Annotated in this window: 14 protein-coding genes; 8 read left to right on the top strand and 6 right to left on the bottom strand. The window is 64.8% G+C overall.

The window, feature by feature from the left end:
* Positions 1-122 precede the first annotated feature (122 nt).
* The 5 genes from lpxK (at position 123) to F3J19_RS11575 (ending at position 4,212) form a co-directional block, all read left to right on the top strand.
* On the top strand, positions 123-1,139 hold the full coding sequence (gene lpxK, locus F3J19_RS11595; RefSeq protein ID WP_167041037.1) for a tetraacyldisaccharide 4'-kinase: 1,017 nt from the start codon (positions 123-125) through the stop codon (positions 1,137-1,139).
* Positions 1,120-1,323, top strand: a complete 204-nt coding sequence (locus tag F3J19_RS11590) for a Trm112 family protein (RefSeq protein ID WP_007180583.1) — start codon at positions 1,120-1,122, stop codon at positions 1,321-1,323. The genes lpxK and F3J19_RS11590 overlap by 20 nt, the downstream gene beginning before the upstream one ends.
* Positions 1,324-1,555: 232 nt before the next feature.
* Positions 1,556-2,350 (top strand): 3-deoxy-manno-octulosonate cytidylyltransferase, encoded by a 795-nt coding sequence (gene kdsB / locus F3J19_RS11585; protein WP_167041034.1) that lies wholly within the window; start codon positions 1,556-1,558, stop codon positions 2,348-2,350.
* A gap of 219 nt (positions 2,351-2,569) precedes the next feature.
* Positions 2,570-3,235, top strand: coding sequence for an adenylate kinase (gene adk / locus F3J19_RS11580; protein ID WP_167041031.1), 666 nt, complete (start codon positions 2,570-2,572; stop codon positions 3,233-3,235).
* A gap of 218 nt (positions 3,236-3,453) precedes the next feature.
* Positions 3,454-4,212, top strand: a complete 759-nt coding sequence (locus tag F3J19_RS11575) for a 3-hydroxyacyl-CoA dehydrogenase (protein ID WP_167041028.1) — start codon at positions 3,454-3,456, stop codon at positions 4,210-4,212.
* A 171-nt stretch (positions 4,213-4,383) separates the two neighbouring features.
* Here F3J19_RS11575 and F3J19_RS11570 read toward each other — a convergent pair whose 3' ends face one another.
* The 3 genes from F3J19_RS11570 to F3J19_RS11560 all read right to left on the bottom strand — a co-directional run bounded on the left by F3J19_RS11570 (position 4,384) and on the right by F3J19_RS11560 (position 7,375).
* Positions 4,384-5,226 carry a SirB1 family protein gene (locus F3J19_RS11570; protein ID WP_167041257.1) on the bottom strand — a complete coding sequence of 281 codons (843 nt, stop codon included), beginning with the start codon at positions 5,224-5,226 and terminating at the stop codon, positions 4,384-4,386.
* Positions 5,227-5,231: 5 nt separating this feature from the next.
* The gene (murJ, locus tag F3J19_RS11565) at positions 5,232-6,782 is read right to left on the bottom strand and encodes a murein biosynthesis integral membrane protein MurJ (RefSeq protein WP_167041026.1); all 1,551 of its coding nucleotides are present in this window, start codon (positions 6,780-6,782) and stop codon (positions 5,232-5,234) included.
* A gap of 422 nt (positions 6,783-7,204) precedes the next feature.
* Positions 7,205-7,375, bottom strand: a complete 171-nt coding sequence (locus F3J19_RS11560; protein WP_167041025.1) for a hypothetical protein — start codon at positions 7,373-7,375, stop codon at positions 7,205-7,207.
* Between F3J19_RS11560 and rpsT the strand changes: the two genes are divergently transcribed.
* Complete coding sequence (rpsT, locus tag F3J19_RS11555) at positions 7,374-7,652, top strand: 30S ribosomal protein S20 (RefSeq protein ID WP_167041022.1); 279 nt, start codon at positions 7,374-7,376, stop codon at positions 7,650-7,652. The two genes, F3J19_RS11560 and rpsT, sit on opposite strands and share 2 nt — an antisense overlap.
* Positions 7,653-7,871: 219 nt before the next feature.
* On the opposite strand, the gene F3J19_RS11550 is transcribed toward rpsT, so the two are convergent.
* On the bottom strand, positions 7,872-8,219 hold the full coding sequence (locus tag F3J19_RS11550; protein ID WP_167041020.1) for a DUF3579 domain-containing protein: 348 nt from the start codon (positions 8,217-8,219) through the stop codon (positions 7,872-7,874).
* Between the two features lie 496 nt (positions 8,220-8,715).
* Here F3J19_RS11550 and argF point away from each other — a divergent pair, with 496 nt between their 5' ends.
* Positions 8,716-9,645 (top strand): ornithine carbamoyltransferase, encoded by a 930-nt coding sequence (argF, locus tag F3J19_RS11545; RefSeq protein WP_167041017.1) that lies wholly within the window; start codon positions 8,716-8,718, stop codon positions 9,643-9,645.
* A gap of 191 nt (positions 9,646-9,836) precedes the next feature.
* Here the strand turns inward: argF and murB are convergent, their stop codons facing one another.
* A complete protein-coding gene (gene murB / locus F3J19_RS11540) occupies positions 9,837-10,973 on the bottom strand; it encodes a UDP-N-acetylmuramate dehydrogenase (RefSeq protein WP_167041015.1) in 1,137 nt (378 codons plus the stop codon).
* 204 nt (positions 10,974-11,177) lie between these two features.
* Between murB and F3J19_RS11535 the strand changes: the two genes are divergently transcribed.
* Positions 11,178-11,663: a YajQ family cyclic di-GMP-binding protein gene (locus F3J19_RS11535; protein WP_167041012.1), complete on the top strand. Its 486-nt coding sequence runs from the start codon at positions 11,178-11,180 to the stop codon at positions 11,661-11,663.
* 175 nt (positions 11,664-11,838) lie between these two features.
* Here the strand turns inward: F3J19_RS11535 and plsY are convergent, their stop codons facing one another.
* Positions 11,839-12,474 (bottom strand): glycerol-3-phosphate 1-O-acyltransferase PlsY, encoded by a 636-nt coding sequence (plsY, locus tag F3J19_RS11530; protein WP_167041010.1) that lies wholly within the window; start codon positions 12,472-12,474, stop codon positions 11,839-11,841.
* Positions 12,475-12,574 lie beyond the last annotated feature (100 nt).

Genomic DNA, 12,574 nt, shown 5'->3' with positions numbered 1-12,574 from the left:
CTCACCACGATTGCCCGGAGAACCGCGTTGATGCAGACCCCGCGTATTGCGCATGACGCCTTCGCGTCGCCGCGCCGCCCTCGTCCGGCGTACGGCGCGCAAGCCGTGTCCGTCACTGGCTCATGAGCGAACTCAACGACCGTCTCGAAGCGCGCCTCGCGCGCGAGTGGCAGCAGCGCGGACCGCTCGCATGGGCGCTCACGCCGTTCGCCTGCGTGTTCGGCGCGATCGCGGCTGCGCGCCGTGCCGCCTTCTCGCTCGGCTGGTTAAAAACGGTGCGCGTTGGCGTGCCGGTGGTCGTGGTCGGCAACGTCACGGTCGGCGGCACCGGCAAGACGCCGACCGTGATCGCGCTCGTCGAGGCGTTGCGCGCCGCGGGCTTCACGCCCGGCGTCGTCTCGCGCGGCTACGGCGCACGCGTGAGCACACCGACACCCGTCACGCCGGGCTCTTCCGCAAGCGTCGGCGGCGACGAGCCGCTGCTGATCGCGCGCCGCACGAGCGCGCCGGTGTGGGTCTGCCCGGATCGCGTGGCGGCCGCGCAGGCGCTGTGCGCCGCGCATCGCGACGTCGACGTGATCGTCAGCGACGATGGTCTGCAGCATTACCGGCTCGCGCGCGACGTCGAACTGGTCGTGTTCGATCACCGGCTCGGCGGCAACGGTTTCCTGCTGCCGGCCGGTCCGCTGCGCGAGCCGCTGTCGCGCCGCCGCGACGCGACGCTCATTAACGATCCGTACGCGCGCACGCTGCCCGCCTGGCCCAACACGTTCGCGCTGCAGCTCGCGCCGGCCGACGCATGGCATCTCGACAATCCCGCGCTGCGCCGGCCGCTCGCGCAATTCGCCGGTCAGCGCGTGCTGGCCGCGGCCGGCATCGGCGCGCCCGAGCGCTTTTTCGCGACGCTGCGCGCGGCCGGCCTCGCGCCGGCGACCCGCGCGCTGCCCGATCACTACGCCTTCGAGCGCAATCCGTTCGCCGACGTCGACGCCGATGCGATCCTGATTACGGAAAAGGATGCGGTAAAATTGGCGGCCTGGCACGATGCGCGCATCTGGGTAGTCCCGGTCGAAGCCGCGCTCGATCATCGCCTCACTGCATTAGTTGTGGAGAAAGTCCGTGGACGCTCGCCTGCTTGAAATCCTCGTCTGCCCGATCTGCAAGGGCCCGCTCAGCTACGACCGCGCCGCGCAGGAACTGATCTGCAACGCGGACAAGCTCGCCTATCCGATCCGCGACGGCATCCCCGTGATGCTCGTCGACGAAGCGCGGCAAACCGTGGAAGGCACGCCGGTCGATCTGAATCCGGGTTCGGTTGCCTGAATCCGGTTGCCCGAAGCAAAGCGGCGAGTGCGGCAGTACACGGTTGAGAGGCACGCGGTTTCGCCGAGTTCTTCGCATCGCCCGTAGCCGCCGGTTCGCCGCCTTTCCGCAGATTCGCACGTCGTTCCACCGTTTTGCCGTTCAGCGCTGCTTGTCGTTTCAGCCCGAATCCGCGGCTCGCCGCGCGCGCAACCGCTTCCCTCGCTTTTATCGCCGCCCGCCTTTTCATTCGATGACCCACACCGCCACTCATCCGTTTATCGCCGTCGTGCCGGCCCGCCTCGCCTCGACGCGTCTGCCCAACAAGCCGCTCGCCGACATCGGCGGCAAGCCGATGGTGGTGCGGGTCGCCGAACGCGCGCGCGAGTCGGGTGCACAGCAGGTGCTGATCGCATCGGATGCGCAGGACGTGCTCGACGCGGCGCACGCTCACGGCTTCGACGCGGTGCTCACGCGCGCCGATCATCCGTCGGGCACGGACCGTCTCGCGGAAGTGGCGACGCGCTTCGGCTGGAGCGACGACACGATCGTCGTCAACGTGCAGGGCGACGAGCCGCTGATCGACCCCGCGCTCGTGCATGGTGTCGCCGCGCATCTCGCGGCCTCGAACGGCTGCGCGATCGCCACGGCCGCGCATCCGATCAGCGACCCCGCCGAAATCTTCAATCCGAACGTCGTCAAGGTCGTGCCCGATGCGCGCGGCGTCGCGCTGTACTTCTCGCGCGCGCCGATTCCGTGGGCGCGCGACGCATGGCAGCCGCACTGGCCGAACGTCGCGTCGATGCCCGCGCCGCCCGCCCCCGCGGTCGTGTACCGGCATATCGGCCTGTATGCCTATCGTGCGAAATTCCTGCGCACGTACCCGAGTCTCGCGATCTCGCCGATCGAACAGGCCGAAGCGCTCGAACAGTTGCGCGCGATGTGGCACGGCGAGCGCATCGCCGTGCTCGTCACGCACGACGTGCCGCTGCCGGGTGTCGATACCCCCGCCGATCTCGCGCGCGTGCGGACTTTATTCGGGTCTTGAGCGCGGGAAGCCATGGCATAATCGGACGGTTGTGCGTGCCCCCATAACAGGCGACACCCAGGGTTGTCCCGATCGCACCGTTGCCTTCCGCAGCGCCGTCGTTTTCGACGTGCAGCGCGAAACGCGCAACGGCCAGCCGATGCGAGCCCTTCGGAGAGTCAGCGTCGCCGGGATAGTTGCCGCGTCACCAAAGAATTCACATAGATCTGGAGATATCACATGCGTTTGATCCTGTTGGGTGCACCGGGCGCGGGCAAGGGCACTCAGGCAAACTTCATCAAGGAAAAATTCGGCATTCCGCAAATTTCCACCGGCGACATGCTGCGCGCGGCCGTCAAGGCAGGCACGCCGCTCGGTCTCGAAGCGAAGCGCTTCATGGACGCGGGCGAGCTCGTCACGGACGAACTCATCATCAACCTCGTGAAAGAGCGTCTGCAACAGCCGGACTGCGCGAACGGCTATCTGTTCGACGGTTTCCCGCGCACGATTCCGCAAGCCGAGGCCATGAAGCAGGCCGGCGTCGCGATCGACTACGTGCTGGAAATCGACGTGCCGTTCGACGAGATCATCGAGCGCATGAGCGGCCGCCGCTCGCATCCGGCCTCGGGCCGCACGTATCACGTCAAGTTCAATCCGCCGAAGGTCGAAGGTATCGACGACGTGACCGGCGAGCCGCTGATCCAGCGCGACGACGACAAGGAAGAAACGGTCAAGAAGCGCCTCGAAGTGTACGAGTCGCAAACCAAGCCGCTGATCGACTACTACAACGACTGGGCCAATCACGGCGACGCCTCGACCCAGTTGAAGGCACCGCAATACCGCCGCATTTCGGGCCTCGGCAGCGTCGACGAAATCCGCGCCCGCGCGTTCGACGCGCTCAAGTAAGCACGCCGTCCGCCGCCTGCGTTCGACGAAAAACCCGCCTATTCCGGCGGGTTTTTCATTGATGCGCGCCGCTCGGGACGCGACCGACTTTTGCCGGGAGAAGGCATAGCGTCACACGGACGCGCTAGCCTTTTGCATCGCAGCACAACCGCTACAATCGGTCGGCGAACCCAGACTCGATCGAAACAGCACTGAGTAACCGCAGCAAAGGAGAAGACATGGAAATTCGTGACAACGCATTCCTGATCACCGGCGGTGCATCGGGTCTCGGCGCCGCTACCGCGCGCCTCATCGCCGAAAACGGCGGCAAGGTCGCGCTCGCCGACCTCAACGTGGACGCGGGCGAAGCGCTCGCGGCGGAACTCGGCGGCGTGTTCGTCAAATGCGACGTGAGCCGCGAAGAGGACGCGACGCAGGCCGTCGAAGCCGCGGCCAAACTCGGCACGCTGCGCGGTCTCGTCAATTGCGCGGGCGTCGCGCCGGCCGCGAAAACCGTCGGCAAGGATGGCGCGCATCCGCTCGATCTGTTCGCGCGCACGATCTCGATCAACCTGGTCGGCACGTTCAACATGATCCGGCTCGCGGCAATGCAGATGTCGAAGAACGAACCGAACGCGTATGGCGAGCGCGGTGTGATCATCAGCACAGCGTCGGTCGCCGCGTACGATGGTCAGATCGGCCAGGCGGCCTACGCCGCGTCGAAGGGCGGCGTGGTCGGCATGACGCTGCCGATCGCGCGCGACCTGTCACGCAATGGCATTCGCGTCATGACGATTGCGCCCGGCATCTTCGAAACGCCAATGCTGCTCGGCATGCCGCAGGAAGTACAGGACGCGCTCGGTGCGATGGTGCCGTTCCCGCCGCGCCTCGGTAAGCCGGCGGAATACGCGATGCTCGCCAAGCAGATCTTCGACAACCCGATGCTGAACGGCGAAGTGATCCGTCTGGACGGCGCGATTCGCATGCAGCCGAAGTGAAATGACGGCCGCCTGAAACGCGAGGCCATGCCGCCCTCGCGCGGCCTGCGGCGCGAAGCGAAAAAAAGCCTGCACATGAACCCTGTGCAGGCTTTTGCGTTTTATGCAGGCTTAAAACCGCGCGCGGCCGTTATGCGCTGTTATGCGCCAGCGCGCGCCGCCCTGCCCCCGTCATGCGCCGCCATCGTGCCGCGTGCGCTGCCGCAACTCATGCAGTTGCGACTCGACCACCGTGGCATCTTCCGCATCGGGGCGGTCACCGAGATAGTTTTCGAGGTCTTCGAGCGCGGGACGCAGATAGTCGAGCCGCGCATACGCGAAACCGCGATCGCGCACTTCCTCGATATTGTCCGGCAGCAGAATGACGAGCCGCTGCTGCACCGCGAGCAGCCGCTGCCAACGCTCGGTCTGCAGATAGATCGCCTTCAGATTGCGCAGCATCCGCGCGATGATCTCGCGGCGCGTGGCCGGCTGCAGCAGCATGCGCAATGCGCGGCCGATCGAGTCGCCGGCCGACGCCACGTACGGCTCGAGCATCTCGACCATCTGCGCTTCGGACAGCGAATGGCCGTTGGTCGGATCGAGCATCACGTCGCCGTCGGGCGTCGTCACGCGCAGCAGAAAGTGGCCCGGAAACGATACGCCGCGCACCGGAATACCCACCTGCTCGGCCATCTCCAGATACAGCACCGCGAGCGAAATCGGAATGCCGCGACGGCGCTTCAGCACCGCATTCAGATGGCTGTTATCGGGGTCGTAATAATCGTTGAGATTGCTGGCGAAACCGAGTTCGCGGAAAAAGAACCGGTTCAGCACGCCGACCTTCTGCCGGATGTCGGCATCCTCGGGCATATGGCGCCGCAGACGCAGCACCAGTTCATCGAGCTCGGACAGCGCCGCCTGCAGATCGAGGTCGGGATAGGCGTCCTGCGCGAGCGAGAGCGCCGTCTCGGTCAAGGGCAGGCTTTCGTCATCGGCGACGAGCGTGCTGAAATAATCGAGAACCCGCGTCATCGTGATCACTTCACTCGCCTTTTGAAATACGCGTACTTGAAGCCCATCAGCCAAAGCATACCGAAATATAGCGCGGCGAACAGCACGAGGCATGCGCCGAGCAGCACGATGCGGTTGAGCGGCTGGCTATGCATGCCGATCCAGTCGAAGCTGATCGCGAGCCAGCGCATCACCCCGGCCAGCACGAGACACGCGCCGAGCAACTGCACGAAAAACCTGAGCCAGCCGCTCGACGGCATGTAAATGCCGCGTTTGCGCAGACCGATAAACAGCAGCAAGGCGTTCATGCAGGCACCGAGCCCGACGCTCAGCGTCAGCCCCGCATGCGAGAACACCGGCACGAACACGTAATTGCTCAACTGCGTCACGATCAGCACGCCAACGCCGATCCTCACCGGCGTCTTGATGTCCTGCTTCGCGTAGAAGCCCGGCGCGAGAATCTTGATCATGATCAGGCCGATCAGGCCAACGCCATAGGCGGCGAGCGCGCGGCTCACCATCACGACCGAGTTGCCGTCGAACTTGCCGTAGTTGAACAGCACGGCGGTCAGCGGCTCGGCGAAGAAGAACAGCGCCACCGCGCTCGGCGCCGCGAGTAGGAACGTGACGCGCAGCCCCCAGTCGAGCAGCGACGAATACTCGTGCGAATCGGCGTCGACATGCGCCTTCGAGAGGCTCGGCAGCAGAATCGTGCCGAGCGCGACACCGAGCAGCGCGGTCGGAAACTCCATCAGCCGGTCGGCGTAGTTGATCCACGACACCGCGCCCGGACCGATGTGCGACGCGATGTTCGTGTTGATGATGAGGCTGATCTGCGCAACCGACACCGCGAACATCGCCGGCACCATCTTCGCGAGCACCCGCTTCACGCCGCGATGCGCGAGCGCGCGCAACGGATTCAGGCCGATGCGCGGCACCATGTCGATCTTCTTCAGGCCCGGCAGCTGCACGATGAACTGCAGCACGCCGCCGACGATCACCGCCCACGCGAGCGCGTAGACCGGCGTCTGCAGATGCGGCGCGACGAACACCGCGGCCGCGATGAAGGCGAGGTTCAGCAGCACCGGCGCGAACGCGGGCAGCGAGAAGTTCTTGTACGTGTTCAGCACGCCGGACGCGAGCGACGTCAGCGAGATGAAGATGATGTACGGGAACATGATGCGCGTCATCGCGACCGCGAGATCGTACGCGTGGCCCTCGTGCGCAAGGCCCGATGCGACCACGAACACAACGCCCGACGCGCCGAGCACGCCGAGCACCGACAGCACGGCGAGCGCCCACGCGAGCACGGTCGAGGTCGCGTCGACGAGTGCCTTGGTGGCGTCGTGGCCTTGCTGGTTCTTGAACTCCGCGAGGATCGGCACGAAGGCCTGCGAGAACGCGCCCTCGGCGGAAATCCGGCGCAGCAGGTTGGGAATGCGAAAGGCGACGTAGAACGCGTCAGTGTATTGACTGGCACCGAACGCACGGGCGATCAGCGTTTCACGGGCCAGTCCGGTCACGCGCGACAGCAGCGTGAAGCCGCTGACCGTCAGCAGGGCTCGGAATAGATTCATGGGGCGCTTATTATACGGGTGCCGCAAATGCGGACGACGAGCCGGAACGCGATTCGGACCGATTTGCCGCGAGGACGTTCGCGGCAATGGGCTGCAAAGCGTTGTTTTTCGTACTTTTCTGTGCTTTTTCCGGCTCGACGCGGCGGATTTTGCCGGCGAGTCGGATGGATGAGCCTCCCGGTTCGGTTCTCTGTTCAGGCCTGGCGCATACGGCCAGCGCTTCGCCCTTTCCTCTGCGGTTTCATAAGGCCAGCGCCCGAAGCATAGGTTTCCGGCATGACACCACGCCGGCCGCTGTTGCACAGTCACGCATTGTCGTTGCCACGTGCCTGATTTTGTTGCTATAATCGTCGGTTTCGAAGCTCGCTCAGTTTTCGAACGGTTTTTCGGACAAGATTCTCGGGTTGGCGCCACGCCACCCGTCAATCCGCCGGAACAACCCGAAACACGGGCCCGCCTTCGCGTAGTTCGATCGATTTTTTCGACACTTTTGCGCCCTTGGGCAATCGCTTCCAGGGGTTCGGATCGAGAAGCAGCACCTCGCCACACGAATGGCGGGTACTGGAAACAGGAACAGGATAAGGAACCGTCATGGCTAACTCCGCACAAGCACGCAAGCGCGCCCGCCAGGCCGCGAAGGCAAACTCGCACAACTCGGCACTGCGCTCGAAGTTCCGCACGGCTATCAAGGCTGTCCGCAAGGCAATCGACGCAGGCGACCAGGCTAAGGCCGCTGAAATCTTCAAGGCATCGTCGAAGACCATCGACATCATCGCCGACAAGAACATCATTCACAAGAACAAGGCAGCTCGCCACAAGAGCCGCCTCGCTGCAGCCGTCAAGGGTCTGCAAGCGCCCGCAGCGCAGTAATTCCGGTCGGCCCGCTTCGGTGGGCCACCTCCTGTTTCCGCTGCACGAGAAGCCCGCTTTGGCGGGCTTTTTTGTTTCGCACGGGCCGTTTGCGCCCACGTTCCGGCAAACACACCGAGTTTGGCCCCGCCCGGCCGCAATGCCTCGCAATGCCTGGCCGTAAAAAAACCCGCTACTCGCGGGTTTTTGTTTTTGCCTCGACCGACCGGTCAGCCTGCCTCAGATCACGTGACGCTTGGCTTGCGGGGGCGGCGCGTGCTCGAGTTCCAGTTCGCAGGCCTCGGTCACGACGAGGTCGTTGTCTTTCGCGAAATTGAGCACGAAGTCGAAAGCCATCGGCTCGATGTCGCGCAGGCGCGAATCGAGAATCACGCATTTGAGGTCGCCGACCATGGTCGGCCGAACGTACAGCGAGTACTGCATATAGGCGTTCGGCCCCTTCCTCACACCGGGCCCAAAGGACGACATCACGCCCGCGAGCCGCTCCGACCAGTCGCTCGGCCGAAACTTTTTTCCGGTCGACGTGATGCCCTGAATGAAATATTCGATTGGAGCTGCTTCGGCCATGTAGGAATACCTGTGTAACTGCCCAGCGGATGACGGCAAACCGGCGATGCACCGGCCGTGCGCCCGGACTCGCCGCGGACGGCATGCACGGCAGTCGCTTGCGACCGCCTGCGACGCAGGCTGACGCAAACGCAAACACTAACGAACCCACCACGAGAACGGCTGCGGGAACCGGCTGAACCGCCTTGACGCCTGCCAAGACGGCCACGCCGCGACAGGCTTTCCGCACCTTGCGAGCCGCGTTTGCGCCGTATTTCTCGATACGGAACATCGGCTTGCCGGGCTTGGGATAACCCTGAGATTATAGCGCAGCGGACCTTCTTCCGCACCGCACACAGGCACGCCGCGGTGTCCGCGAGACGCTTTCAGACCCCTCTCCCGGCCCTCTGGCCGACTCGTCAAACGGGGAGAAATCCTTTATCCTGCATTGAGTTACCACCAAACGACGGCGGCGCAGTCCGGCAACCCTGCCGGGTGAGACCGCCGTATTTGTTTTATGACCGCCAAGAAAATTCGCCACTACCTGCAGTTCAAGGATTTCTCGCTGGAAGACTACGAGTACGTGCTCGAACGCGCGCGCATCCTGAAACGCAAATTCAAGAACTACGAGACCTATCACCCGCTGCACGACCGCACGCTGGCGATGATCTTCGAAAAGAATTCGACGCGCACGCGTCTGTCGTTCGAGGCGGGCATCTTCCAGCTAGGTGGCCACGCGGTGTTCATGAGCACGCGCGACACGCAGCTTGGCCGCGGCGAGCCGATCGAAGACGCCGCGCAGGTCATTTCGCGCATGGTCGACATCATCATGATCCGCACGTTCGGCCAGGACATCCTCCAGCGCTTTGCCGACAACTCGCGCGTGCCGGTCATCAACGGGCTCACCAACGAATACCACCCGTGCCAGGTGCTCGCAGATATTTTCACGTACTTCGAGCATCGCGGCCCGATCCGCGGCAAGACGGTCGCCTGGGTCGGCGACGCGAACAACATGCTCTACACGTGGATCGAAGCCGCGCAGATTCTCGGCTTCAAGCTGCGCGTGTCCACGCCGCCGGGCTACAAGGTCGACCACGCGCTCGTCGCCGCCGAAAGCGCGCCGTTCTACGAAGAATTCGACGATCCGAACGAGGCCTGCGCGGGCGCCGACCTCGTGACGACCGACGTCTGGACCAGCATGGGCTTCGAGGCCGAAAACGAGGCACGCAAGCAAGCCTTTGCTGACTGGTGCGTCGATGCCGACATGATGGCGCGCGCGCATCCGGACGCGCTCTTCATGCACTGCCTGCCCGCCCACCGCGGCGAGGAAGTCAGCGCGGAAGTGATCGACGGTCCGCAGAGCGTGGTGTGGGACGAGGCGGAAAACCGTCTGCACGTGCAAAAGGCGCTGATGGAATTCCTGCTGCTCGGCAAGCTCAACCACTGAGCATGGGCGCAAGCGCGACGGGGCCTTGAATACGAGGCAAGGCATCCGCCGCCGGCGTCACGCCCGGCATGCGTCCGGGGCGTCGCAAGCGCCCACGCAGCGGCACGACTGAAGCCAGAAACAAAAAAGCGCCGGGACAACACGCCCGGCGCTTTTTTTATTTCCGCCTCGACAAAACCCGAAACCGCGCGTCACAGGCACACCGGTTCCGCCTCCAGTTCCACGCCAAATTGTTCGAGGACGTCGCGCTGGATCGCCCGCGCGAGCGCCAGCACCTGTGCGCCGCTCGCGCCGCCGCGATTGACGAGCACGAGCGCCTGCCGGTCGTGCACGGCCGCCGCCCCCATCGCACGGCCTTTCCAGCCGCATCGGTCGATCAGCCAGCCCGCGGCCAGCTTCACCCGGCCATCGGGCTGCGGATAAGACACGACGTCGGGCTCGCGGCGCTTGAGCGCATCGAATTGCGCCGCTTCGATCACCGGATTCTTGAAGAAGCTGCCCGCGTTGCCGAGTTGCAGCGGATCGGGCAGCTTTGCGCGCCGCACCGCGACCACCGCGTCGAAGATCGCCTGCGCGGTCGGCTGCGGGCGCACGCCGCCGGCCGTCTCGGCGCTGACCTCATAGCCTTGCGCCGCCAGCTCGCGCGCCAGATCCGCGTAGCCGGCGCGCGGTTGCCAGTGCTTCGGCAAACGGAACGTCACCGAGGTAATCACGAAACGCTCGCGCCCTTCCCGCTTGAAGAAACTGTCGCGGTAGCCGAAACGGCACGCCTGCGCATCGAGTTCGATCGCTTCGCCGGTCGCCAGCTCGATCGCCCGCAGCGACACGAAGTGCTCGCACATTTCCAGCCCGTATGCGCCGATGTTCTGGATCGGCGCCGCGCCGACCGTGCCCGGAATCAGCGCGAGATTCTCGAGGCCGGGCAGCCCCTGCGCCAACGTCCACGCGACGAACTCGTGCCACGGCTCGCCGCCGGCGGCTTCGACGTACCAGGCGTCCTGATCCTCGCGCACGACGCGGCGGCCGCGCAGCGCCACCAGCAGCACGAGCCCGGCGAAGTCGCCGGTCAGCACGACGTTGCTGCCGCCGCCGAGCACGAGGCGCGGCAAGCCGGCGACGCGCGGATCGCGCACCGCGGCCAGCAGTTGCGGCTCGCGCTCGATCACGCAGGCAAACCGCGCACGCACATCGAAGCCGAACGTGTTGTGCGCCTTCAGCGAATAGTCGGCGAGAAGCGCGGCGGAATCGGCAACGGCATCGGCGGATGCCGCCACAGAAACGGCGGCAGAAGCAGCTACGGAACCGGCGGCGGAATCGGATCGGGACATCGGAGCGAAAATCAGGGGAAACGTCGACTGGCGACAAAGTAGCGCCGTCCGGCGCCGGATCGGCCGCTCTCGCGACACCGCGCGGCGGCCTTGGGCAAAAGGGAGCGGCGTCGGTAAAATGACGTCCGGTCCGTGATTATAGCGAGTGCCCCGCGAGCAGCCGACCGGCCGCGTCGCGCACCGCCGCACTATTGGGAGAATGCAATGCCATCGTTTGACGTCGTCTGCGAAGCGAACATGATCGAAGTCAAGAACGCGATCGAACAGTCCAACAAGGAAATTTCCACGCGCTTCGACTTCAAGGGCTCCGACGCGCGCGTCGAGCACAAGGAAAACGAACTCACCGCCTTCGCCGACGACGACTTCAAGCTCGGCCAGGTGAAAGACGTGCTGCTGTCGAAAATGGCCAAGCGCAATGTCGACGTGCGCTTTCTCGACTACGGCAAGATCGAGAAGATCGGCGGCGACAAGGTCAAGCAGGTCATCAAGATCAAGAAGGGCGTGTCCGGCGATCTGTCGAAGAAAATCGTGCGCATCGTGAAGGACAGCAAGATCAAGGTGCAGGCGAGCATTCAGGGCGACGCGGTGCGCGTGACCGGCGGCAAGCGCGACGATCTGCAAAGCGTGATCGCGCTGCTGCGCAAGGACGTGACCGACACGCCGCTCGACTTCAACAATTTCCGCGACTAGGCGACTAGGCGGCGAGGTTTGCGCGGGGCTGGCGGCAAGCCTCGCGCCAGCGCCCGGACGGCCTCCGCCGCCGCGGTATCGGAAACATCGGAAAGCCTTGCATCCGCGACGACTTGCGCGCCGAAGCGGACGTCAAAAAGCGGACGTCAAACCACCGCGGCCACTCAACCCCGCCTCAAAGATCGTTCCCCGCCGCCGGGCTCGCCGCCTTCTTCTTGTCGCCGATCCGGCTCTCCTGCCCGCGCATCAGCTTCGCGATATTGCCTCGATGGCGCCAGACGAGCAGCGCGCTCATCACGAGCACCGCCAGCGCGACGATGCGCGGCCCGAACAGGAACACGTAGAAGAGCGGCGCGAACACCGCCGAGCACAGCGCCGCGAGCGACGAATAGCGCGTGAAGAACGCGACGATCAGCCAGGTCAGCAGCGTGGCGACGCCGAGCGTCGGGTTGATCGCGAGCAGCACGCCGGCCGCGGTCGCCACGCCCTTGCCGCCCTTGAAGCGGAAGAAAACCGGATACAGGTGCCCGAGAAACACGGCGAGCGACGCAATTGCCACCGACTTGTCGTCGAGCCCGTAACGCGAGCCGACATGCACGACGAACCAGACCGGCAGCCAGCCCTTGAACGCGTCGCCGATCAGCGTGAGAATCGCCGCCTTCTTGCTGCCGCTGCGCAGCACGTTGGTGGCGCCGGGGTTGCCCGAGCCGTACGAACGCGGGTCGTCGAGACCCATCGCGGCGCTCACGATCACAGCGAACGACAGCGAACCGATCAGATAGGCAACGACAGCAACGATCACATTTTGCATGTGGGACTCTTATAAGGATCGCGGTCTGACACTCGACACCCCAACCGCATCAGGGCATGCCCGTCGAAACAGGGAGGCGCACATTCTACCGAACGCGTCC

The organism is Burkholderia sp. Ax-1724 (genome assembly GCF_011752995.1).
Taxonomy (GTDB): domain Bacteria; phylum Pseudomonadota; class Gammaproteobacteria; order Burkholderiales; family Burkholderiaceae; genus Paraburkholderia.
Note: the sequence above shows the minus strand (reverse complement) of the source record. Positions and strands in the feature narration are given on the sequence as shown.

Bases quoted from the DNA above. Each gene is read 5' to 3' on its own strand.
- F3J19_RS11570 (WP_167041257.1), bottom strand. From the start codon at position 5,226: ATGACGCGGGTTCTCGATTATTTCAGCACGCTCGTCGCCGATGACGAA.
- F3J19_RS11575 (WP_167041028.1), top strand. From the start codon at position 3,454: ATGGAAATTCGTGACAACGCATTCCTGATCACCGGCGGTGCATCGGGT.
- argF (WP_167041017.1), top strand. From the start codon at position 8,716: ATGACCGCCAAGAAAATTCGCCACTACCTGCAGTTCAAGGATTTCTCG.
- lpxK (WP_167041037.1), top strand. From the start codon at position 123: ATGAGCGAACTCAACGACCGTCTCGAAGCGCGCCTCGCGCGCGAGTGG.
- F3J19_RS11550 (WP_167041020.1), bottom strand. From the start codon at position 8,219: ATGGCCGAAGCAGCTCCAATCGAATATTTCATTCAGGGCATCACGTCG.
- adk (WP_167041031.1), top strand. From the start codon at position 2,570: ATGCGTTTGATCCTGTTGGGTGCACCGGGCGCGGGCAAGGGCACTCAG.
- F3J19_RS11535 (WP_167041012.1), top strand. From the start codon at position 11,178: ATGCCATCGTTTGACGTCGTCTGCGAAGCGAACATGATCGAAGTCAAG.
- F3J19_RS11560 (WP_167041025.1), bottom strand. From the start codon at position 7,375: ATGACGGTTCCTTATCCTGTTCCTGTTTCCAGTACCCGCCATTCGTGT.
- kdsB (WP_167041034.1), top strand. From the start codon at position 1,556: ATGACCCACACCGCCACTCATCCGTTTATCGCCGTCGTGCCGGCCCGC.
- rpsT (WP_167041022.1), top strand. From the start codon at position 7,374: ATGGCTAACTCCGCACAAGCACGCAAGCGCGCCCGCCAGGCCGCGAAG.
- plsY (WP_167041010.1), bottom strand. From the start codon at position 12,474: ATGCAAAATGTGATCGTTGCTGTCGTTGCCTATCTGATCGGTTCGCTG.
- murB (WP_167041015.1), bottom strand. From the start codon at position 10,973: ATGTCCCGATCCGATTCCGCCGCCGGTTCCGTAGCTGCTTCTGCCGCC.
- murJ (WP_167041026.1), bottom strand. From the start codon at position 6,782: ATGAATCTATTCCGAGCCCTGCTGACGGTCAGCGGCTTCACGCTGCTG.